The sequence below is a fragment of the Pseudonocardia sp. P1 genome, assembly GCF_000178675.2.
In the GTDB taxonomy this organism is placed as follows: Bacteria; Actinomycetota; Actinomycetes; order Mycobacteriales; family Pseudonocardiaceae; genus Pseudonocardia.
Map to the genome: position 1 here is coordinate 251,148 of NZ_ADUJ02000002.1, position 21,085 is coordinate 272,232.

24 protein-coding genes and 2 pseudogenes are annotated in these 21,085 nt (G+C 69.7%); 15 read left to right on the forward strand and 11 right to left on the reverse strand.

Annotated elements, in window-relative coordinates; translation table 11 throughout:
• Window positions 1-147: 147 nt before the first annotated feature.
• From PP1_RS30595 to PP1_RS30610, 4 genes and pseudogenes are all read left to right on the forward strand, one after another.
• Complete coding sequence (locus tag PP1_RS30595) at window positions 148-1,086, forward strand: recombinase family protein (RefSeq protein ID WP_010234879.1); 939 nt, start codon at window positions 148-150, stop codon at window positions 1,084-1,086.
• A gap of 89 nt (window positions 1,087-1,175) precedes the next feature.
• Entirely contained in the window at window positions 1,176-1,538 is a 363-nt protein-coding gene (locus PP1_RS30600) for a hypothetical protein (protein ID WP_029239739.1), read from the forward strand.
• Window positions 1,539-1,988: 450 nt separating this feature from the next.
• Complete coding sequence (locus PP1_RS30605) at window positions 1,989-3,092, forward strand: hypothetical protein (protein WP_010234874.1); 1,104 nt, start codon at window positions 1,989-1,991, stop codon at window positions 3,090-3,092.
• Between the two features lie 78 nt (window positions 3,093-3,170).
• Window positions 3,171-3,557: pseudogene (locus PP1_RS30610) on the forward strand (Tn3 family transposase); the annotation flags it as partial.
• Here the strand turns inward: PP1_RS30610 and PP1_RS31670 are convergent.
• A complete protein-coding gene (locus tag PP1_RS31670) occupies window positions 3,523-3,741 on the reverse strand; it encodes a GNAT family N-acetyltransferase (RefSeq protein ID WP_139324259.1) in 219 nt (72 codons plus the stop codon). The pseudogene PP1_RS30610 and the gene PP1_RS31670 sit on opposite strands and share 35 nt — an antisense overlap.
• A gap of 20 nt (window positions 3,742-3,761) precedes the next feature.
• A complete protein-coding gene (locus PP1_RS30620) occupies window positions 3,762-4,358 on the reverse strand; it encodes a TetR family transcriptional regulator (RefSeq protein ID WP_010234866.1) in 597 nt (198 codons plus the stop codon).
• Window positions 4,359-4,648: 290 nt separating this feature from the next.
• On the opposite strand from PP1_RS30620, the gene PP1_RS30625 reads away from it, so the two are divergent.
• The 4 genes from PP1_RS30625 (at window position 4,649) to PP1_RS30640 (ending at window position 7,894) form a co-directional block, all read left to right on the forward strand.
• On the forward strand, window positions 4,649-5,950 hold the full coding sequence (locus PP1_RS30625; RefSeq protein WP_212592161.1) for a cytochrome P450: 1,302 nt from the start codon (window positions 4,649-4,651) through the stop codon (window positions 5,948-5,950).
• A gap of 95 nt (window positions 5,951-6,045) precedes the next feature.
• Entirely contained in the window at window positions 6,046-6,234 is a 189-nt protein-coding gene (locus PP1_RS30630) for a ferredoxin (protein WP_029239738.1), read from the forward strand.
• On the forward strand, window positions 6,231-6,794 hold the full coding sequence (locus tag PP1_RS30635) for a PaaI family thioesterase (protein WP_139324240.1): 564 nt from the start codon (window positions 6,231-6,233) through the stop codon (window positions 6,792-6,794). Before PP1_RS30630 ends, PP1_RS30635 begins: the two co-directional genes overlap by 4 nt.
• Window positions 6,791-7,894 (forward strand): BtrH N-terminal domain-containing protein, encoded by a 1,104-nt coding sequence (locus PP1_RS30640; protein WP_202796422.1) that lies wholly within the window; start codon window positions 6,791-6,793, stop codon window positions 7,892-7,894. The genes PP1_RS30635 and PP1_RS30640 overlap by 4 nt, the downstream gene beginning before the upstream one ends.
• A gap of 90 nt (window positions 7,895-7,984) precedes the next feature.
• Here the strand turns inward: PP1_RS30640 and PP1_RS30645 are convergent, their stop codons facing one another.
• The 5 genes from PP1_RS30645 to PP1_RS30665 form a co-directional block, all read right to left on the reverse strand.
• Window positions 7,985-8,635 (reverse strand): TetR/AcrR family transcriptional regulator, encoded by a 651-nt coding sequence (locus tag PP1_RS30645; RefSeq protein ID WP_033200042.1) that lies wholly within the window; start codon window positions 8,633-8,635, stop codon window positions 7,985-7,987.
• Between the two features lie 157 nt (window positions 8,636-8,792).
• Window positions 8,793-10,253, reverse strand: a complete 1,461-nt coding sequence (locus PP1_RS30650; RefSeq protein WP_010234848.1) for a cytochrome P450 — start codon at window positions 10,251-10,253, stop codon at window positions 8,793-8,795.
• The gene (locus PP1_RS30655) at window positions 10,250-11,209 is read right to left on the reverse strand and encodes an alpha/beta hydrolase fold domain-containing protein (RefSeq protein WP_010234845.1); all 960 of its coding nucleotides are present in this window, start codon (window positions 11,207-11,209) and stop codon (window positions 10,250-10,252) included. The genes PP1_RS30650 and PP1_RS30655 overlap by 4 nt, the downstream gene beginning before the upstream one ends.
• Before the next feature lie 245 nt (window positions 11,210-11,454).
• Window positions 11,455-11,802, reverse strand: a complete 348-nt coding sequence (locus tag PP1_RS30660) for a DUF6114 domain-containing protein (protein ID WP_010234842.1) — start codon at window positions 11,800-11,802, stop codon at window positions 11,455-11,457.
• Window positions 11,803-11,846: 44 nt separating this feature from the next.
• Entirely contained in the window at window positions 11,847-12,386 is a 540-nt protein-coding gene (locus PP1_RS30665) for a DUF6230 family protein (RefSeq protein WP_010234839.1), read from the reverse strand.
• A gap of 149 nt (window positions 12,387-12,535) precedes the next feature.
• Here PP1_RS30665 and PP1_RS30670 point away from each other — a divergent pair, with 149 nt between their 5' ends.
• From PP1_RS30670 to PP1_RS30685, 4 genes are all read left to right on the forward strand, one after another.
• A complete protein-coding gene (locus PP1_RS30670; RefSeq protein ID WP_170918956.1) occupies window positions 12,536-13,330 on the forward strand; it encodes a MerR family transcriptional regulator in 795 nt (264 codons plus the stop codon).
• 347 nt (window positions 13,331-13,677) lie between these two features.
• Entirely contained in the window at window positions 13,678-13,899 is a 222-nt protein-coding gene (locus PP1_RS30675) for a hypothetical protein (protein ID WP_249266142.1), read from the forward strand.
• A 41-nt stretch (window positions 13,900-13,940) separates the two neighbouring features.
• Complete coding sequence (locus PP1_RS31675; RefSeq protein ID WP_443217614.1) at window positions 13,941-14,162, forward strand: tyrosine-type recombinase/integrase; 222 nt, start codon at window positions 13,941-13,943, stop codon at window positions 14,160-14,162.
• Complete coding sequence (locus PP1_RS30685) at window positions 14,159-14,332, forward strand: hypothetical protein (RefSeq protein WP_157178993.1); 174 nt, start codon at window positions 14,159-14,161, stop codon at window positions 14,330-14,332. Before PP1_RS31675 ends, PP1_RS30685 begins: the two co-directional genes overlap by 4 nt.
• A 5-nt stretch (window positions 14,333-14,337) precedes the next feature.
• Here the strand turns inward: PP1_RS30685 and PP1_RS30690 are convergent, their stop codons facing one another.
• Complete coding sequence (locus tag PP1_RS30690; RefSeq protein ID WP_157178992.1) at window positions 14,338-14,907, reverse strand: TetR family transcriptional regulator; 570 nt, start codon at window positions 14,905-14,907, stop codon at window positions 14,338-14,340.
• A 172-nt stretch (window positions 14,908-15,079) separates the two neighbouring features.
• Between PP1_RS30690 and PP1_RS30695 the strand changes: the two are divergent.
• A pseudogene (locus PP1_RS30695) lies at window positions 15,080-15,349 on the forward strand (IS1634 family transposase); the annotation flags it as partial.
• Window positions 15,350-15,424: 75 nt separating this feature from the next.
• Here the strand turns inward: PP1_RS30695 and PP1_RS30700 are convergent.
• Window positions 15,425-16,381, reverse strand: a complete 957-nt coding sequence (locus PP1_RS30700; protein ID WP_010234822.1) for a recombinase family protein — start codon at window positions 16,379-16,381, stop codon at window positions 15,425-15,427.
• Between the two features lie 119 nt (window positions 16,382-16,500).
• Window positions 16,501-16,935: a heavy metal-responsive transcriptional regulator gene (locus tag PP1_RS30705; protein ID WP_010234820.1), complete on the reverse strand. Its 435-nt coding sequence runs from the start codon at window positions 16,933-16,935 to the stop codon at window positions 16,501-16,503.
• A gap of 87 nt (window positions 16,936-17,022) precedes the next feature.
• On the opposite strand from PP1_RS30705, the gene PP1_RS30710 reads away from it, so the two are divergent.
• Together PP1_RS30710 and PP1_RS30715 are read left to right on the forward strand one after the other, a co-directional pair.
• The gene (locus PP1_RS30710) at window positions 17,023-17,352 is read left to right on the forward strand and encodes a thioredoxin family protein (protein ID WP_050802453.1); all 330 of its coding nucleotides are present in this window, start codon (window positions 17,023-17,025) and stop codon (window positions 17,350-17,352) included.
• An 85-nt stretch (window positions 17,353-17,437) separates the two neighbouring features.
• A complete protein-coding gene (locus PP1_RS30715; protein ID WP_212592160.1) occupies window positions 17,438-18,001 on the forward strand; it encodes an alkylmercury lyase family protein in 564 nt (187 codons plus the stop codon).
• A 30-nt stretch (window positions 18,002-18,031) separates the two neighbouring features.
• Here the strand turns inward: PP1_RS30715 and PP1_RS30720 are convergent, their stop codons facing one another.
• Window positions 18,032-21,034 (reverse strand): Tn3 family transposase, encoded by a 3,003-nt coding sequence (locus PP1_RS30720; RefSeq protein WP_010234818.1) that lies wholly within the window; start codon window positions 21,032-21,034, stop codon window positions 18,032-18,034.
• Between the last annotated feature and the right edge of the window lie 51 nt (window positions 21,035-21,085).

Below are 21,085 nucleotides of genomic sequence, written 5' to 3' on the forward strand. Positions count from 1 at the left end.
TGTACTTGAGGCCATCAGTCCCGGAAACGATCGTTACCGAGACTCATTCAGCGCCCGACCGGACACCCAGCTAAGATCCAGCCTGCAACTCGGTACCGAAATCAACATCTCGGAACTGGCCCGATCAGGGTTAAGGGGACTCGTGTCGTGACGCGCTACGGGTACGCGCGGGTCTCCACCCGCGAGCAGAACACCGACCACCAGACCGACGCCCTGGTCGCCGCCGGCGTCCCGCCCGAGAACCTGTTCGTCGAAAAGGTCTCCGGCAAGCTCGCCTCCCGACCGAAACTCGACACCCTGCTCGGCCTCCTGGTCCCCGGCGACGAGGTGGTGGTCACCCGGCTCAAGCGCATCGGGCGCTCCCAGCAGCACCTGCTCGACCTCGTGCGCCGCTTCGGCGACGGACAGGTCGACTTCGTGGTGCTCGAACAGGGCATCGACACCTCCACCCCCGGGGGGCGGCTGGTGTTCCACTTCCTGGCCGCCCTGGCCGAGTACGACCGCGAGATGATCGTCGACGGCACCCTCGACGGCCTCGCCGCCGCGCGGGCCCGCGGCCGGGTCGGCGGACGGCCCGCGGCGCTCTCGGCACGTCAGCTCGACACCGCCCAGCAGATGTATGACACCGGCCAGCACACCGTCGACCAGATCGCCGACACCTTCCGGGTCGGGCGCAGCACCCTCTACCGGGCGCTGCACGCCCACGGCGACGGCCGCGACTGCGCCCTGATCATCTACCGCAATAGCCGCCCGAAAGTCGACCACACACAGCGGCGCTACGGCGAGACCGGCGCCGGCGAGAAGTTCCAGCTCGAGGCCGACCGCAAGTGGTTCCCCATCGCCCCGGCCCGCCGGACCCGGCTCCGCGCGATGGTCTACGTCGTCGACGGCGTCGTGGCCCGCGTCCGCGCCGTCACCGGCGAGCCCTCCGCGTGGAGCGACGACGACCGTGGCTACGCCGATGTCCCGGTCGACCCGCCCCTGACCGACCTACAGATCGCCAGGCAGCTACCCACCCTGGGCATCGCCCTCGGCGACCCGCGCCCGCACCAGCGCGGCAAGATCCGCGAGTACCTGACGCTGTAGCCCATCAGCCCAAGGCGACGAGCCGAGGTCGCGACCTACTTCGCCCCTGGTGACACGTTCCTTAACGGCACCCCAAGGGCCCTCGCGTTGTGCGCTTCTCTCGGCTACCGCTGGCCGCTGAACGGCCGGTGAAAGACCTCGCGTCCCAGCGCGGGGTCACCTGGTCGGAGATCGGTGCCGAACTCCTCACGATCGGACTGCAGCGCCGTGAGGCGCTGGTCGACCCGCTGCCACTGCAGCTGCGCCGAGCGGAGGTCGCCGAACTCACCGTGCGGATCCCGCCGGCGATCGATCAGCAGGTGCGGGAACTGGCTCTCGACCTCGACCGCGGGATTGGGATCGTGTCGGGGGCGTTAATCCAGCTGGGGCTGCGATACGCAACCGACCTGGCCGGGCAACTCCCGGTGCAGTACCCCACGCACTTGGAGGCGCGCCTGACGACGGCCTCGTAACGAGAACGAGGCGGCCCCCGCCACAGGGGCCGCCTCGGTTCGTTCTCTGCGTCACTCGGTCCAGCACCCGAGGTGACGCCGTAGCCCCGGCGAACCGGGGCCCATCCCCAACCGTCCAAGAAGGGGCGCTTTCGCGTGTCCAGGATACATCCTGGGCCGGGAGCCAACCACCACAGACACGGGGTGAGTTCGTCGTGCCCAGATCCGGGGCGCTCGCCGGCGGCGGGCACCGGGTTCTGCACGCTCTGCTACGAGCACGGCGCGTTCACTCTGGCCTCCGGCCCCTCTCAGCTTTGCCTGCTTCACCAGCTCCCCCTCGGTGAGCAGCCCCAAACGGACTCCTTCGGGATCCGCGGCAGGACTGCGCCGCGGCGCACACCCCGTGGCCGCGCCGCACACCACACCAACGGTCCCGGGCGGGCGAGCCGAGCGCTGCCACCGAGTGCACGGGTGCGCGCCCGCGGGATCGCCCGCGCCCGCGCCCGCCACGACCGCGGCTTCACCCCGCACCCGGGATGGCGGAACTTCATCGACCACTCCTACCGGGTGCTGACCTCCCAGCCCGAAGCCCTCGAGCACCTCGCGCGACTGGTCGACGACGAGGACTGGCGCGCCGACAAGCGCGCCAGCTGGTCAGCGATCCTGCACCGCCTGGTCTGCCACATGGACTGGGAAACCGGCCTGATCACCGGCCTGACCGCCGCACACCTCGCAGCGGCCGGAGCCCGCGCCGCGCGCACCGTGTCCCGCGTCCTGGCCTGGGCCCGCGAGATCGGCCTGCTCGTCGTCGTCGAGGCCGGCGCTAGCGCCGAGTTCCTCGGCACCGACACCGGACGCACTCCCACCTACGCCCTCGTGACCCACACCCCGCTCCCCCGCCTCGACGGCGCGCAGCACCACGAGGAACCGGGCACCGCATCCGCAGGTCAATCCCCTGTGGAAGAAAGTGGCGACCTCCCCACTACTCACGTGGGTAGTAAGCCCTTGACGGGCGGCAGACGGACTCACCTCACCTCCCAGCCCAAGTGGCACCCCTACGACGTCCCCGACACCCCCGAAGCCAGAAACGCAGCCACCCTCACCCTCCTCTCACATCTCGGCCTAGGAGGCCGAAAAGGCGGCAAGATCGAGATCTGGCGCGCCCGGGCCCTGCTCAAACCCTGGTGGGACGCCGGCGCCACCATCACCGGACTGCTCCACGCCCTCGAATACCACCCCGACCGGCCCGACCGCCGCCGCGGAGACCTGTCCTCCGGGGCGCGGGATCCGCTGCGGATCATCGGAGCCCGGCTACGGCCCTGGCGCGGGCGCCTCGGCGAAATCCGGGCCGTACAAATCGGCCGCATGCGCGCCGGCACCGGCGCGACGCCCACAGCCAAGGTCGAGGTTGCACTGCTCGACCGCCCCGCCGGCCGCGGCGCCCGCCGCGCCGCACAAGAGGCGCTCAGCGAGCACCTGCGCCACCTGCGCGAAGCCCGCGGCACCCAGCACAGCCACCGCCCGGCGGCCGCCGTGCTGCCGCGCAGACTTCGCCGACCCCGGATCAAGCGATGATCACGCCGCCGCGGGCGAGCAGGCCCGCCGGGCTCGGAGCCGCGACTGTGGCCGAATGAGGACGGCGGCGGTGCGGGGCAGAACGCGCTGGCCGCGGCGCTGAAGGAGTACGGGGTGCTGCGCAGAACGATCTATGCCGCACGGTACTTGGCCGACCCCGCCTACCGGCGGAAGATCTCGCGGCAGCTGAACAAGGGTGAGTCGCTCCATGTCTGTAAGCGCGACTTGCTCTACGCCCATGAGGGCACGGTGCGTGCCCGCCACCTCGAACAGGAGACCGAACAAGCCTGGTGCCTGACGCTGGTCACCAACGCTGTGGTGGCCTGGACGACGGAGTACTACGGCCTGGCGGTGGACTCGATGCGCGCGGCCGGGCGACGTATCGCCGACGAGGTCCTGGCCCACATCTCCCCAGCGCACAGCGAGAACATCAACTTCTTCGGTTCCATCGACGTCGACATCGAACTCGGAGCCGTTCGTAGAAGCGGATCGCATGCTCGTTCGTGCGTAGTACCCACCACTCAAGTCGTGCGCAGTCCCGGTCGGCTGTGAGCCGAGCCAGCTGACCGAGCAGGGTTTGCCCGATGCCGGGCGCTCGGCTGCCGCGCTTGCGAGGGGCTGTCCGATCAACGCCGGTTACACCGTTGATCCCAGACCCGGGCGGTCCGGTTACGGCTGCTCGGTTGGAAACTGTCCGTCGAGGAAGCGAGTGATGAGGGTGGCGATGTGGTTCGCGACATGCGTGCTCGAGTGCAGTGGCAGGACGACGTGGCTGATGGCCAGGCGGGTGGCGGTCTCGGCTGCGTCGCGAGCGTCTCCGACAGGGACATCTGGCCGTACGGCTGTCACAGCTTCGGCCAGCTTGTCCCGCGCTGCGCTGATGACGGGTTCTGCGTCGGTGGTGAGCAGCGGAAGTAGTTGGTCACGTCCGTCAGCGGTGATGACGGATTTGAGCAAGGGATCGGCCGCGGCGGTCTCCAGGGTGTAAAGAACAGCTGCGCGCCATTGCTCATAGACGTCGTCGCTGCCGGCGAGTGCTCGATCGACCCCGGCGAGGAAGCGCTCGGTAAGTTGTAGGACCAGCGCCTGAGCTAGGCCGTGCTTGTTAGTGAAGGCGTTGTAGAGCGTTTGGCGGCTGACCCCGAGACGGGCGGCGACGGTTTGGACCTGCAACCCGTCCCAGCCGTGGTTGGCGACCTCCTCGGCTGCGATGTCGAGGGCGGCCCGGATCGTCTTCTGACGACCTCTGTCGTCGGCGGCGCGCACACTGCCATGCTATCGATCACTCCCGTAGAAGTGGACAAGCTGCCCGGATGCGGCTTGACGATCGCGGCACTGAACCGCCGGGTTCAGTGGAGCCTCCACCGACCCGGGGCGGTTCAGGGTTCTCGTTTCGCAGTTCCGCTCAGCTTCCCCCAACCTGGCATCCAGAAGTTGACATATAGTGGCTTGACGTCTTGACGAAGAAGGGTCCGTTGTCCACGATGATGTGACTAGCTGACGGCCCGATGGGCGCTCCGTCGAGTCGACCCGGCCCATGGATCGGAGTGTCACCGTTGACCCAGCATGTGACCCGCTCGTCGAGTGGGAATCCCGACCGTCCCCACGACGAGCTCGATATCTCCTCGCGGGCGTTCTGGTCGACCTCGGCCGATGTCCGGGAGAAGACGTTCTCGTTGCTGCGCGAGCGCGGCACCGTGACCTGGCACCCGCCGTTCCAGGAGCAGCTACTCGAGGATCCCGAAGACTACGGGTTCTGGGCGGTCACCCGCTACGACGATCTGGTCGAGGTCACCAAGCGCCACGAGGACTTCCTGTCCGGGCCCGGCATCCTGATGGAGAACCTCCCGGCGGAGTTCGTCGAGGCCGGGCAGTCCATCATCGGGATGGACCCGCCCCGGCACACCAAGCTACGCCGGTTGGTGGCTGCGGCGTTCACTCCCAAGCAGATGCGCCGGATCAACGACCGCATCGAGGCCAACGCCAAGATGGTCGTCGAGAACCTGGTCGCCGCACTGGAACGCGACGGCGGGCAGACCGACTTCGTCGCCGAGTGCGCCGAGCTGCTCCCGATGCACAACATCAACGACATCATGGGCGTGCCCGACGGGCAGCGGCAGGAAGCCGCCCACCAGATGAAGGTCGGCACCAGCTGGAACGACCCCGAACTGGTCGGCGAGACCCGCGACGAGGTGTTCACCGCTCTGCTCGGAGCCATGAGCTACATGCACGAACTGGCGTCCTCACTGACCAGCGAACGCCGTGAACACCCCACCGACGACCTGATCACCGCCCTCGCCCAGGCCGAGGTCGACGGCGAGAAACTCACCGACCACGAGATCGGCGCGTTCTTCGTGCTGCTCACCATCGCCGGCAACGACACCACCCGACAGTCCACCAGCCACGGCCTGCGGGGTCTGACCGATTTCCCCGACCAGCGCGCCTGGCTGCTCGAGGACCTCGACGCGAGACTGCCCGACGCGGTCGAGGAGATGGTCCGCTGGGCCACCCCGATCATGACGTTCCGGCGGACCGCGGCCCGCGACTGCGAACTCGCCGGCCAGCAGATCACCGAGGGCGACAAGGTCGTCATGTTCTATTCCTCGGCCAACCGCGACGAGACCCGGATCGAGCGCCCGCACGAACTCGACCTCTCCCGTCACCCCAACCCGCACCTCAGCTTCGGCGGCGGTGGCATCCACCACTGCCTGGGCAACCAGCTCGCCCGCTTCCAACTGAAGGCCCTGTTCAAGGAACTTGCGACCCAGCTACCCGACCTACAGGCCGGGGAACCCGAGCTGACCCCCGGCAACTTCTTCAACGTCGTCAAGCGCATGCCCTGCTGGCGCTCGAGCTGACCCCCCCCGGCTGCCCCGCCCTGCCTGCCCGAGGAGAGGAGGGTGGGGCAGCCCCGGTCGCCCGGCCAGGTGCCCATCTCGAGGAAGGACCGCTGTTGAAGGTGCACATCGACACCACGCGTTGCACCGGCCACGGCATGTGCGAGCTCGCTGCTGAGGATGTCTTTGAGGTCGGCGAGGACGGCACGGTGCACCTGTTGACCGACCCGGACGACGACCAGCGCCTCGAGGTCGAGCGTGCCGTGGCCGCCTGCCCCACCCGGGCGCTGGCGATCGAAGGATGACCGGGCCCGACGGTCACCCCGACCCGCCCCCTCGTGACCTCGACGGAGCGCCCGGCAACGCCCTCCCCCCGCACAGCAGCCAGTGCATGGGCTGCGGTCCCGACAACTCCGCCGGTCTCGCGATGCAGGTTCGTCGGGAAGGCGACGACGTGGTTTGCGAGCAGACCTTCGATGCCCGCCAGGTCGGTGCTCCCGGGCTCGTCCACGGAGGCGCGGTCGCCGCCGCCTGTGATGACCTGTTCGGGTTCGTGCTCTACCTCGTCGCCGAACCGGCCGTCACTCGCACCCTCGAGGTCGGCTACCGGCGCCCGGTGCGCCTGGGGGTCGCGCACCACATCAGGGCCCGTCTCGAGCGCCGCGATGGCCGCAAGCTCCACCTCGTCGCCGAAGGCACCGATCCCGACGGAGTCGTGTGTTTCGAGGCCCGGGCCGTATTCGTCATCGTCGCGCTCGAACACTTCACCCGCTACGGTCCCGCCCGCTTCGAGTACCTCTTCGGTCCCGCTCCCACCTCCGAGGGGTCCGCCGGACTGGCCGACGACCAGGAGACCACCGCATGATCCCCAACCGCACACATAACCCCGCCGCCCCGTCCCACTGCATGATCGGCGTCGCCGACTACCCGCATCGCTCTGCGGGACACTGCGGCTCCGGGGCGCTGCGCGACCTCCTTGAATGGGCCGGGTTGTCCTGGGACGACGCCCCGCTCGATGAGGGCACCGCGTTCGGCCTCGGCGGGGACCTGAGTTTCAACTATATCCGTGGGGCGGGACTCGGCTCGCCGTTCTACCTGGTCGGCCGCGGGCCCGACCTGACCGACAAGCTCTGCCGACGGCTCGGCATCGCCGTCGAAGTCCATGCCACCGACGACCCCGACCAGGGACGCAGCCGGCTGCTCGATGAGCTCGCGGCCGGCCGGCCGCTGCTGTGCTGGGCCGATATGCGCGAGCTGCCCTACCTGCGGGTGCGCATGCACATGAGCCGCCACGACATCGTCGTCACCGGCTACGACCCGGCCACCGACCAGGTTCGCGTGGTCGACAACGACCGCGCCGACCCCCAGCTCATCCCCGCCGCAGCTCTCGCCGCGGCCCGCGCCTCTACCGGGTTCCCCCAACCGACCCGGCACACCAGCTACGCCATGCGCTTCCCCGACACGCTGCCCGAGCGCTCGACCGCAGCGAGCAGCGCAGCCGCCGACACCGTCGACGCCATGCACCATCCTCCGTCGAGGATCCTGGCCGGTCCCGCGGGTGTGGCCGGCGCCGGGCTCGAGGGCGTCACCACCTTCGCCGAAGACTTCGGACGATGGCCGGAGTTGTTCCCGACCGCGTCGACCGACGCCACCGACCTGCACACCGCTCTGATGACCCTCGCGGTCTTCATTGAGAAGGCCGGAACCGGCGGCGCCCTTTTCCGACGTCTCCAGGCCGCGTTCCTCAGCCGACTCGCCGCTACCGACCCCGCTGCTGCACCGGCCGCTCGCGCCTACCGCGACCTCGCCGCACACTGGACGACCGTCGCCGTCGCCGCGAGCGACTCCGACGCGGCAATCGCGCCACAGCGATGGCAGACGACGAACGACCTGATCTCCGAACTCCCGCGGCGCGAGGCAGACGCACTCACCGAGCTGCAGCGCTTCGCGGAGCGCTCGGCCTGACGGCGAGTTACAGGGCTCTTCGGTCTTGACCGGGCAACCTGAGGTTGGGCCTGGAGGGCGACCGTGAAGTCGGCCACCTCGCCCAGTAGCTCACTGGCGCAGTCCCAGCGGCGGGCGGTGGCTGCCCACGAGTAGAGCGGCCACAACCGCCGTGTGCTCGGCGATCTGCGAGGCGTCGACATCGAGCTCGCCGGCGTTCCACGCGGCGATGATCTCGGCGAACCCTCCGACTCCCAGCAGAGTGCTCATCCGGAGCCGGGCCGGGTCGATCGTCGGCGGCAGCCGCGGGCCGGACCAGTCGACCAGCAGGTCGGCGAACGTCCGCAGCATTTCCCGACGTCGGGGTTCGAGCACGGCGCTGCCGGTGTGGTCGCCGAGGACGATGCGCGCACGCGCCGGATCCGTGCGCAGGTGCTCGACCACCGCATCGATGACCGTGCGGAGCGCACCGACAAGATCACCGTCGGCGTTGCCGGCGAACGCGTCAACGACCTGCGCCACCAGCGCGTCCCGCTCCTGGTCCCACACGGCGCCGAGTAGGGCGTCACGATCGGGGAAGCTCTGGTAGAAGTACCGGTCGACGAGACCGGCGCGGCCGCAGACGCCGCGCATCGTGACGGCGGCCCATCCCTCCGCGCCCCAGATATTGCGCGCAGCGGCCAGGAGACGCAGCCGGCGATCGGATCGGCGGGCCTCGGCGCTGCGCCCGCCATAGATCCCCGTCGGCCCCTGAGCGTGCACACGCCCATCCTGACGCAGACCCGAACCGGGCACGAACGTGGCCGCCGTCCCGGTCAGAGGGTGCGCGAGATGATCTCCTTCATGTGATCTCGTCGGTTCCACCGTAGACCGGGTCATGTGGTTCCTTCGGCGTGTCGGCGACGGGGTCGGGGCGCGATCAGTGCACGGGGCGCAGGCGCAGGGGCAGCCCGTCGGCGGGGACCGGCAGCGAGGTGTTGTCCCAGCGGGGGCGGTATCCCGGGTCGATGCTCCACCGGTGGGCCCGCAGCATCTCGTGCATGATCGCGGTCACCTCGAGGCTTCCGAAGATCATGCCGATGCACTTGTGCACCCCGCCCCCGAAGGGGATCCACGCGTCGCGGTGGCTCTTGTCTTCGCGCCGGGGCTCGGCGAACCGGTCGGGGTCGAACGTATCCGGCTCGCTCCAGCACGCCGGGTCGAAGTGATTGACGGCACCGGCCACCATCACCAGCGAGTTCGCCGGGACGTAGTGTCCGCACACGGCTGTGGCCGCGACGGTGCGGCGCATCACCACCGGCACCGGGGCCACCAGGCGCAGGGACTCCTTGATGGCGCGGTTCAGCGTGTCCAGGGACTCCAGCGCCGCGCGGTCCGGCGGGGTGTCCCCGAGCGCGAGCGACTCGGCGCGCGCCCGCTCCTGCCACTCCGGGTTCGCCCCGAGGTAGTACGCGACGGCGGAGCTCGTGATGGTGGAGGTGTCGTGTGCGGCCATCATCAGGAAGATCATGTGGTTGACCACGTCGTCGTCGGAGAAGGTCTCTCCATCCGGTGTGCGGGCCTGGCACAGCGCGGAGAACAGGTCCGCGCCGTCGCTGGTCCGCTTCGCGGCGAGGTTCGCCCGGAAGTAGCGCTCGAGCACGCGACGGCCGCGAAGGCCGGCGTGCCAGCGCGTGCCGGGGACATCCCACTTCACGATGCTGCTCGCCGCCCGGACGCAGTCGACGAAGGCCTTGTTGACCTCCTCGGCCTCGGGGCCGGGACGGTCGTCCATGAACACCCGGGTAGCGACGTCGAGCGTCAGGCTCTTCAGGGCAGGGTAGAGCCGCATCGGCGCGTCCTGGCGCCAGGTCGGCACCGTCTCCCGGACACAGGCGACGGTCTCGTCGGTGTAGCCCTGCAGTCGTTCGGCGGTGAAGGCCTCCTGCATCACGCGCCGGTGGAAGCGGTGCTCGTCGAAATCCAGGAGCATGAGTCCGCGGTGGAAGAAGTTGTCGATCAGGAATCGCCAACCTTCCTGTGAGAAGGCCTTGTCGGCGTTGGTGAGCACGGCGTGCGTCGCCTCGGGCCCCGCGACCTGGACGACGCGCTCTCCCAGGAAGCCGGTCCAGGAGACCGGCCCGAATCGCTCGAAGCGTGCACGGGTGAAGTCGGAGCCGAACCGGATGTACTCCAGCGTCCGACCGAGACCGGGCAGACCCTGGTCACCGAGGACGGGCGATAGGCCTGACCCCGGTGGCGGCGGGGCCAGCGGCGCGCCCGCCGCCTGTCGCGCCTGGTCGAGGAGGCGGCGATCGATTCCAGAGGGCAGGGGCGCGAGCAGCGCGGAGGACATCCGTTCGCGCACGGCGCGCCGGGCGTGGTCGGTGAGCGTGGTCACGGGTCGTAGCTCCCTACGGTGGCGTCTGGGGTGACGGGATCGAGTCGGTCGCGGACGAAACCGGCGGCTTCGCGCAGCGAGCGGGTGGCCTCCGGGACGAAGCAGGCGAGAGCCTGAAAGACGTGGAGCTGGCCCGGCCACTCGAGAAGCTCGACGTCGCCTCCGGCGCGCTCGACCAGCGCGGCCAGGTGGCGGGCATCCCCACAGAGAAACTCCGAGCCGCTGGCGTGCACCTGCACCGGTGACAGGCCGGTCAGGCTCGCCGCGGTGACCCGCGTCCTTGCGGAGGCGCGCTCGGTGCCGTCGAGGTAGAGCGCCAGGAGACGCTCAAGGTGTCGGACCGAGATCAGCGGGTCACGGGAGTGCCCGTCCTCCCACTTGCGGGCCTCGGCGAGCGAGAGGTCGGTCAACGGGGAGAACAGCAGCACCCCGGCCGGGCACGTTCCCCGGGCCGTGAGCTCGGTCGCCAGCGCGATCGAGAGCTGCCCGCCCGCCGAGTCGCCGGCGATCACGGTCGTGGCCGCCGAGGCGCCCTGAGCGAGCAGCCAGTCGAAGGCCGCGGCGACGTCGTCCGCCGCGGCCGGATACCGGTGGGTCGGCGCGAGGCGGTAGTCGCACGCGAACACCGGGCGCCCGGTCCGGACGGCGAGCCGACTCGTGATGGCACGGTGCGTCCGCGCCGACGCGACCGCGTACCCGCTGCCGTGAACGTAGAAGACGACGCCGCGGCCCAGGTCCCGGAGACCGCGACCGACGCCCGGAGGCAGCACCCACTCGCCACGGATCTCGAAACCGGACGGGGCCACCGCGCGCACCGGCCGGATCGACGCGGCCGGATGCGGGCGGCACACCACGTCGGTGAACGCCCGGAGCACACGGCGCGTCGAGCGGATCACGATGTCGGTGTCGGGGACGAGCTCGACCAGCGGCCTGACCGTCCAGCGAACGAGATGCACGCAGGCGCGAGCCTGCCAGGAGGCCTGTCGCCGGCCACTCTGCGGGCGCATGCCATCAGAATGGTTGCGGCCCTGCAGCTCGTCAAGACTTGACGGGGCGTGGCTTCGTGTCCATGGGGAAGAGTACCGAAGCCGGGGCCGGTTCATCTCGCATGTGCAGATGCCCGACCGACCGGTCGGGATCCGCCGCACGCGACATCGCAGCGGTACTGGCCCGTTCATCGGCGAGCTCCGGACGGGGACGGTTAGTCCGACCAATGCTCTGGGCGCGGCGGCGCCCAGGCGAAGCCCAACGAACCGCCGAGGACGCCGAGCAACAGCCCGATGACCAACCCGCCCACGTTCGTGGTGACGAACGAGGCCAGCGACAGGACGACCGCGGCGACGCCGATCGGGGCGTGCAGGTGCGGGGAGAACCACAGGAACAGCCCACACGCGCAGATCAGAGCACCGAGCACGAACCCCGACACTCCGGCCAGCCCGGGGAGCAGCACGATCGACAAGCCACGGGCAGGGAGCAGCATGACCGCCGCGCCCCCGGCCGAGGTGAGCGCGCCGGCGACGACGGGCCGGCCCAAGATCCAGCGCCGCACAGGAGACGGTGTCGACTCGACGGCCCCGTTGGTCCTGCCCGGCCTCACAGGCACTCCGGCTGATCGTCCCCGATATGGAGCGACAAGTTCGAGATCTGTAGCTGGTTAACCGTCGCCCACCGAGCGGTTGCGCTGACGTTGAGCGCGAGGTTCCCCGCCTGGACGGGAACGGCACCCGGTCCGCCGGCATCGGTCGGAGTCCCGTCGGGGGTGAATGCGCGGTTCAGCCCAAGCTGCTGGCCCAGCACATCGACCCCGTCAATGCTCTCCAACGCGAACTTCACGTCTCCGGCGCTGACCTCCGGGCCATCAGGTGGCGTCTCGGCGCGCAGCACGAACCTTCCCACCGCCGTGTCTGCTCGCGTCGACACACACAGGCCCCGCGCCTTGAGGTCGCTCAGCGCCACCACCACCGTGGCCTTCCGCTGACCGTCGCGGGTCTGGAAGAACTCCGGGAACGTGCCTCCTACCCGAGTGGTCAGACTCTTGGCGCTGATCTTCAGCGTCTGCTGCCCCTCCAATGCCAGCGCGACTGGAACCGCCCCGGTCGCCGCACCGGCACCCAACATCAGCAGCGCCAGCATCGCCGGCACGAAGAGCAGACCGAACCGCCGCCAGTGGAGGCCTCGCGGTGTGGACGTCGCTACGGGCGCCCGATGCTGTGCCATGATCGTGGATACCCTCTCCCGGAGCGAAGCGTCGCTGTCAGCTTCAACTGTGACAGTCGTTGATGGTGACGTATGTCGTGCGTCACTCGATACAAGGGGGGCAATTGGCGGAGTTCCGCATCGACGAGCTGGCCCAGGCCAGCGGTGTATCCGTGCGCAACATCCGCGCGTACCAGGACAGCGGGATCCTTCACCCGCCCAAGCGGCAGGGCCGGGTCGGGATCTACAGCGACGACCACCTCGCCCGCCTGCGGTTGATCGCCGGGCTGCTCAAGCGCGGCTACACCGCCACCAACATCGGCGAGCTATTACGTGCCTGGGAGGACGGACGCGACCTGTCCAACATTCTCGGCCTCGAGCAGGTCGTCACCGGCATCGCCGATGCGGCTCCGTCTACCTACCTCACGGCCGACCAGCTCCGCGAGCTACTCAACACCGCCGACGCTGCCCACGACACCTCCGCCAGCGCAGTGCAGGCCGGCCTCGTCGAACACGACGGGGACCGCTACCGGGCGCCGAACGCCCGCCTGCTTCATGCCGTCGCCACGTTAATCCGCGCCGGGGCACCCGCCCAAGCGGTGTTCGCGTTCAGCGCCCAGCTCCGCGCCGCGGTCGACACCACCGTCCACAAATTCGTCACTGCCGTCGCCGCCGACATCTTGCGCGACAAGCAGCCCGACTGGATGCCGACCGGAACGGAAATCCCGCAGCTCGCCGAGTACGTCAGCACGATCACGACACAGACCGAGTCCGCCGCCGCAGCTGTGGTGACCCACGACATCGGCCGTTACCTCGATGCTGCCCTTGGCGACTACATCGCAAGGATCATGCCGCACCTGCAGCAGAGCGAAAAGCAGTAACGAAAAGCATGCAGCTGCGCGCCAATGTCATCTGCGGCGGCCCGCGGCGCCGACGCTGACGTAAGAGCCGACGCCCATGCCCGCCTCGTCGGGAACATGTTCCTGCACGCGGTACGCCAGCACCACTGGGACGACACGCTGCCGGCCACCGCGCTGGTGTTCCCCGACGACTTCCCCCGCCGCGCCGTGAGGACGTCGCGAGCGCTGGCCGAGCAGGTCATGGCCCATGATCGAGGACCCCCGCCAACCTTTCCCGCTTCACCAACCCGGCCTACCGGCTGGTCACCCAGATCCTGATCCGGGCCGGGCTGCGCGTCACCGACGCGCTGAGCATGTCGCGCGACTGCGTGGTCCTCGACGCCGACGGCGCCCCCTACCTGCGCTATCTCAACCACAAGATGAAACGCGAGGCGCTGGTCCCGATCGACGAACAGCTTCACGCCCTGATCGTCGAGCAACAGACCTGTGTCGGGGATGCGCCGGTGCTGTTCCCGCGCCCGACGAAGAACCCGACGGTCGGGCTTCGACCGCCTCGTCGACCTACCGGCTCGCGCTCTATCGCTGGCTAGCCTGCTGCGATGTCCGCGACGCTCACGGCCGCCCGGTCCGGCTGACCCCGCACCAATGGCGCCACCCCCTCGGCACCCGGTTGATCAAACGTGACGTCCCGCAGGAAGTGGTGCGACGCATCCTCGATCACGACTCCCCGCAGATGACCGCGCACTACGTGTCCTCGGACTACCGCAAGCGCACCCTGCGCCGTCACCTCGACGCCACGATCGCCGAGGCCCTGCACGGAGCAGCGCGGCGCGGCCCGGAGGCGCGATCGTGAAACGGAAGGTCGGCTACACCTGGCTGCTGCGGGAGATCTGGCCACCGGCGGCATCTTCACCGCCACCCCGGATGAGCGAGCACGTGCTGCACCCGCCATTGCCGCAGCCGCGGCCCTCTCCCGCACCATCAGACGCCTACGCGGCCTCCGACTCGAACCTGCAGAAGTGATCCGGTCACGCCTTGACAGTTTGCGGGCCGGGCCCACTCGCAGGAACTGGCGCATTGAGGCATCCGGCGAGTAACCAGCCGGCCTGTTGTGCGATGTCGTCGGCCGGGTGCATCGGCATGAGGACGTGGCTGACGGCCAGGCGGACCGCCGCCTCTGCCGCGATCTCGACTCGGTCGCGATCGAGATCGGGCCAGCGCCGGCACACCGACTCGGCCACCCGGGTACGACCGCGCGTGATGAGCCCAGATTCGGTGGTGAACAGCGGCAGGAACTCCTGGATGCTCTCGGCGCTGAGCAACGTCTTGAGAAGTTGCTCCTCCGCGGCCGCTTCCAGTGCGATCCGGGTCGCGAGTGTCCAGCCGGCGCTGAGATCGTCGGCCGTGTCAAGCGCTGCGTCGACCCGGTCGAGTACCCGGTCTACGGCGGTCCCGGCGAGCGCCTGGGCCAGACCGCCCTTGGTGGTGAACTCGTTGTAGATCGTCTGCCGGCTCACCCCCACCTGTGCGGCGATGGCGCCCATCCGCAGTCCTCGCCAGCCTCGCTGGACGACCGCGGTGGCAGCGGCGTCAATCACTTCGGCACGTAGGCCGGGGTTCCGCAGCTAACGTGTGATCTGGTGCATGATCACGGGCGTTGGTGCAGGTCAGCGGGGTGAGACCTGGTCCGGTCGTTCGAAAGCCCTAGTAACACGACTTAACCCGAGATAGGGCCGTTGAGCTGCTACGGATCGTGTAAGGTCTGGTGGCGTGTTCGTGCGTACGTCGACCCGGCGGAACCGGGACGGGTCGAAGGTGTCCTACCTGCAGTTGGCGCACAACGAGTGGGACCCGACAGCGAAGACCGCGCGGACGAAGGTGCTGTACTCGTTCGGCCGGGCCGATCAGCTCGACCGGCCTGCGATCGAACGCTTGATCGCCGCGCTGACCCGGGTCGTGGGCGTCGAACCCGCCGCGGTCGGCCCGGATCGGGCGCGGGCGGTCGGGGTGCCGGGGCTGGAGTTCGTCGAGTCCCGCCCGGGGTCGCCGTAGTACTCGCCGAAAATCGGGCGGATATGATTGACCAGCGATTTCGTGGGCGGCTGGCGGTGCAAGTCAGGTACTCGCCTGGAGCGCGGTGAAGTCTGCGTGGGCCTGCTCGACTGCATCGGGGTACGCCTGTGTCTTCTGGTGTTCGGCGAGTGCCCGGTAGATGCTGGCCAGGCTGGGGTTGCGGCCTTTGCGTTTGCCGGTGGGGATGATCAGGTCCGGGCGGATGTCCTCGACGGACTCGCCGCCGGCGCGGCGGCGCAGCACGGTGTGCAGCATGTCGTCGGTGATCACCGGCGGCCGGCCGCCGTGGTTTCCCTTGCGGGACGCTGCGTTCAGCCCTTCGAGGGTGGCTTCGCGGATGTTCTCGCGTTCGGTCTCGGCCATCGCGGCGAAGAACGCGAACAACACCCGTCCGGTGCCGGACGGGTCGTAGACCCCGGTCAACGGCCCGGCGAGCATTTCCAGGGCGATGCCGTGCGCGGTGAGATGGTCGGCCAGCGCGGTCAGCTCGGCGCTGTCGCGGCCGAGTCGCTTCATCTCGTACACGGTGAGGATGACCCGGCAGTGCGGGGCGTGGGCCTTGATCTGGCGGCAGGTGTCCAGGGCCTGCTCGAACTTCGGCCGGACCCGGACGCGGGTGGAGACCTTCTCGGCGAAGATCTTGTCGCGGCCGATGCCGGCTGCTGCCAGCGCGTCGAGTTGGGACTGGAGTTCCTGAGTGAGGTGGGAGCAGCGGGCGTAGCCGACGCGGATGTCGGTGGTGGGGGTGTCGGCGGGGATCGGCGCCGGCGGCGGGGTGCCCGGCCGCCACAGCTGCCCCGGTCCGCGGTCGGCCGGGACGGGCACGCGTAGCAGCTTGGCCAGCCGAGGGGCCTTGGTGAACCGGCCGGTGTGGTAGGTCCCGGCGACGGTGCCGGAGCGTGACCGGCACGGCGAGCCGGGCTCGACCAGGCAGCGCGGGCACGGGTGCCGTTCGACCTCGTCGGCGTCGGATATGACGGTGGTTTCCGGCTGGCTCACCTCGGGATCGTCTCACAAACATTGCGCAGAACAGCTCGACGCCCAGTTTGTGTGAGAGCGGGTTCTGAGAAGATATCGGGCCTTGAGTGCTGCCCGCCGACACTGTGTTGATCATGCTCTCAGAATGGGTCATTTGTGCGAGATGCGGGCGGAGATCCGGGCCGGGTCAGGATGGTGCAGATGTCGTCCTCGGTGCAGGCGGCTGGGTCGGTGGTGGCGGCGCGGTGGGCGAGGCCGCGCAGGGCGTCGCGGGTCGTGGCCAGTTCGGTCAGGCGGCGCTCGATGTCGGCGAGGTGCTGGTCGATCAGCGTGGTGACGTGGGCGCAGGGGGCCTGGCCGCCCTCGCGCAGGACGAGCACGGAGCGGATTTCGGCGAGGGTGAGGCCGGCGCCCTGGGCGTCGCGGATGAAGGTGAGCCGGGCGGGGGTCTGCTCGGGGTAGTCGCGGTAGCCGTTGGGGGTGCGGGGCGGAGCGGGTAGCAGCCCCGCCTGTTCGTAGAAGCGGATGGTCTTGGTGGTCAGCCCGCTGGCTGTGGCGAGGTCGCCGATGCGCATCGCCTCAGGCTACGACTTGACCTTCCAGTGCGCTGGAAGGTTTAGCGTTCGGGGCGACGACCGGATGAGCTGGGGAGGACGAGCAGAATGCAGATCACGGTGCTGACAGTTCCGGGGTGCCCGAACGCCCCGTTGGCCAGGCAGCGGGTCACCGCCGCGCTGGCGGGCCGACACGCGGAGGTCGACCTGGTCGAGGTCCACGATCAGGCGCAGGCTGTCGAGTTCGGAATGACCGGCTCGCCGACGATCCTGCTCGACGGGGTCGATCCGCTCGCGGACGAGGGGGCGGTGCCCAGTGTGTCGTGTCGCCTGTACCGGGACGAGGACGGCGCGGTGGCCGGAGCCCCGAGCGTGGCCGCCCTCCGGGAGGCCCTCGGCGGCAGCGGGCGCCCGGAGCAGGTCGCGCCCGGTGACTGACTGCTGCCCGCCCCAGGAGGCGCTCGACGTGGTCGGCCGGGCCGGATGGGGGCGCCGCGCTCCAGCTCAGCGTGGCCTGCGCGCCGTGCACCAGGCGGTGCTGCGGCACTTTGCCGCCACCGGTATCGCCCCGGCGCGACGAGTGCTGGCGCCGGTCGCCGCGCGGTCGGGACGCACGGCCGGGCAGGTGCTGGCCGAGCTGGCCGCCGAGGACTTCCTGACTCTGGATGAGGCCGGGGGGATTCGCGCGGCCTACCCGTTCTCCGCCGTGCCCACCGGCCACCGTGTCCGGATCGACCGTGTGCAGGTGTGGGCGATGTGTGCGATCGATGCGCTCGGCATCCCCGCCATGCTGGACACCGATGTCGTGATCTCTTCCAGCGACCCGGTGACCGCCGAGCTGGTCACCGTCACCAGCCGCGGCAAGGCGATGGTGTGGCAGCCGCACAGCGCCGTGGTGTTCGTCGGCCAGCGCCCCGGCGGCGGGCCCGCGGCCACCGCCTGCTGCGAGGCAGTCAACTTCTTCACCAGCGACACCACCGCTCGGACCTGGATCAGCGGGCACCCCGGCGTCCCCGGCCGCATCGTCGGCCAGGCCGAGGCCGAACACCTCGGCGCGCACACCTTCGGCCCGCTGCTCATCCACTGACCGATGACCGTGTCGCCGTGCGGCGGCGGGTCAGAACAGGGTGTCGCGCACGCGCAGCGGCCGGTACCCGGTGGGGCCGAGCTGGGCGAGCTCGCCCTCGATGTCCACGTCGATCGCGCCGAAGAAGTTGATGTTCTCGCTGTGCGCCGGGGAAATGTGGGCCAGCAGCTCATCATCGATGCGCCGCCCGGCCCGGCGCATCGACTCCACCGCCAGCCCGTAGTACTCGGTCGTCCAGGTGACCACGGCGTTGGTGACCAGCGCGAGGCACCAGGCTTGCTCGGTCTGCTGTTCCAGGTGACGGGCCCGCACCGTGCCCTCGTGGGCGTAGAGCAGGTCGCGTTTGAGCGCGTGCAGCGACTCACCCTTGTTGAGCTGGCGGGAGATCTTGCGCCGATACGCCGGGTCGGACAGGTACCGGGCGGCGTAGATCGTTCTCCGTAGCGCGCCGTACTCCTTCAGTGCCGCGGCCAGCGCATTCTGCCGCCCCGACGCCGAGAGCTTGCCGACCAGCAACGAGGCGGTGGCGTGTCCGAACTTCAGCGATCCCGCCAGGCGGAGCAGGTCGTCGTAGTGCTCAGCGATCAGGTCGGTGTTGAGCTTGCGGGTCAGCAGCGGCCCGGTGCGGGCGAAGTCGGCCTCGGCCTGCGCTCGTGATCCGGTGCGATAGAGGGTGAGCTTGCCCAGATCCCGGATCCGCGGCGAGAGCTGCAACCCGAGCAGGTCGAACAGCCCGAAGTTGACCAGCGTCACCCCGTGGGTGTCCGTCGCGTGCTCGGTGACGGGAATGTCGGTCGCATTGCCCAGGATCTCGTCCAGGACGTAATGCGCTTCGCGCTTGGTCGCGACGATGATCTTCGTGCCGTAGGTGGTGTGCTGATCGGTCACGTGCGTGTACGTACTCAAGCCCTCCTGCGCGAAATACCTGCTCAGCGCCCTGGCCGTGACCGACTTGCCGCGGGTCGGGAAGCGCTGTCCGTCGCTGGAGGACAGGGTGCCGGTACCGAACACCGGCGTCAGCGGCAGCTTCTGGTGATAGTCGATGAGCGCTAGGTTCGCCGCCCGCAGCGTCTCCTCCCGCACATACCACTCGCCCGTCCAGGCCAGGACGTCGTAGGAGATACCGCAGGCATCGGCCATCCGCGTCAGGCCGAGGTTGGTGGAGTGGGCCAGCAGCACCGCGATCAGGTTGCGCTTCAACTCCGGGCTGCGGGCCTGCTTGCCGCTGGCATGGGTGAAGCAGCCCAGGTAGCCGGTGCGCTTGTCCAGCTCGATCAGCAGCGACACGATCGGCGCGAACGGCAACATCTCGGTCAGCTCGGCCTTCAGCGCGGTGGCCTCGGCGGGGACGTCCTCGGCGGTCAGCGGCGAGATCACCAGATCCCCGGCCGCGTCCAGGCGCACCGGACCGTCTCCGGTGGCCAGAACCTGCTCCAGCTCGCCGAGTGCCTCGCCCAGCTCGACCTCGGCCGCGGCGAGCGCGCGGGCCGGGTCGGTGGGTTTACCGACCAGCCCGCAGAACTCCGCGCGCTGGTCAGCCCACCTGTCCGCGGTGAGCAGGTAGGCGGCCGGGTCGGCGTAGCGGCGCGAGCCCGGCACGAACACGTCCCCGCTGCGCAGCCCATCACGCAGTGCCAGCAGCGTGCACAGTTCCCAGTAGTGCCGGTAGGCGCTGGTGTTGCCGGACTTCGCCGCAGTGTCCAGGTAGCCGCGCCAGCGCGTGGGCACGAACCCATCCGGGGCGTCGACGGGGACGCGGCGGGCACCGGTGGCGTTGAGCTCGCGCAAGATCTCCACCGCCTCCAGCAGCCCGGCCGCCGCGGTGCCGCCGGCGAACCGCACCGCGGCCAGCACCTGTGGGGTGAACTGCCGCAAATACCCGTACGAGCCGTCCAAGGCCGCGAGGTGCCCGTGATCACGCGGCAGCCGTGCCGTGCCCTGCTCCCGCGCCGACCGCAGCCGCGGCCAGCCGATCCGCTCGCCCCGGATCAGGCCACCGATCTGCTCGTCATCGACCCCCAGGTCGAAAATGATGTCCAGCAGGTCATCCAGCAGCGCCTGCCGGTCCTCCCCGGCCTGGCCCCGTGCGGCCAGCGCGTCGCGCATCTTGCGTTCGGCCTTGCTCTCCCGCGCCGAGACCGCCTGGTCGAACAGCTGCACGACCTCGTCGAGTACGTCGGTCGCCGACTGCGTCAGCAACGTCAACAGGATCGGATACCGGCGTTGCCGATCGCGCCGCTCCAGCGCCTGCGTGGTCAACCGGCGTCCGACCGTGGCCAGGAACCGGCGCCGCTCCGCTGGCAGCACCGACAGATCCAAGGTGTCCGCGCCCATCGAGCGCAGGAACTCCAGCTTGGCGACCTCGGCTTTCACCGCGGCCGGGGATGCCTCCACCGGGCCCGTGGACAACCACCGCAATCGGGACGTGCCGATCTCCGGGTCGGTGACCAGCAGCCCATCCAGCGCGGCGCACCGCGCCTCGGTGAACTCGTGCGCGAGCCGGTCGAAGGTCTCCCGCTGGGCTTCGGCGCGGGCGTGGGCGACCCGTTCGACCACGGTCACCGGGCCAGGCCGAATCACCCGTGCTGAGATCAAGTACTCACACGCCAACCGGAACAACAGCGTCGGCGAATCGTGCTCCAACGCCCGCGCCAGCAGGAACTCGTCCAACTCCTTGAGCTCCAACGTCGTCGGCAGCCGCCACCCCAGGTACTTCGCCACCAACCGCAGATGCTCGGTCCGCGTCTTCGTCCGCCGCCCGTAGGACCGCAACCCGGCCGAGTCAACGCCGAGCTGGTCGGCCAGCCTGGCCACCGCCACCGGCGGCGCTGCCTGCACCTTCTCCGGCACGAACCCGAGCCAGGGCAACGTGGACAGGGCCACGGCCAACCCGAGCCGGTCGGCCGGGCCGCGGCCACGACCAGGATCGACGAAGGCGACATCAGCCGGTGTCAGGGTGAAGAACCGAAACAGCTCGTCCCGGCCGATCTCCGGGAACCCGCGCAGGCGCTCCAGTTCCTCGTCCGCGAACACCTGCGTCGCCAAGACGACCTCCAGCCAGCTGAACAGATCCCCCAGCTCAGA

What these genes read in the sequence shown, in the direction of transcription:
- PP1_RS30635 (WP_139324240.1), top strand. Translation starts at nt 6,231, where the DNA reads ATGACCGGGCCCGACGGTCACCCCGACCCGCCCCCTCGTGACCTCGAC.
- PP1_RS30640 (WP_202796422.1), top strand. Translation starts at nt 6,791, where the DNA reads ATGATCCCCAACCGCACACATAACCCCGCCGCCCCGTCCCACTGCATG.
- PP1_RS30665 (WP_010234839.1), bottom strand. Translation starts at nt 12,386, where the DNA reads ATGCTGGCGCTGCTGATGTTGGGTGCCGGTGCGGCGACCGGGGCGGTT.
- PP1_RS30705 (WP_010234820.1), bottom strand. Translation starts at nt 16,935, where the DNA reads ATGCGCATCGGCGACCTCGCCACAGCCAGCGGGCTGACCACCAAGACC.
- PP1_RS30710 (WP_050802453.1), top strand. Translation starts at nt 17,023, where the DNA reads ATGCAGATCACGGTGCTGACAGTTCCGGGGTGCCCGAACGCCCCGTTG.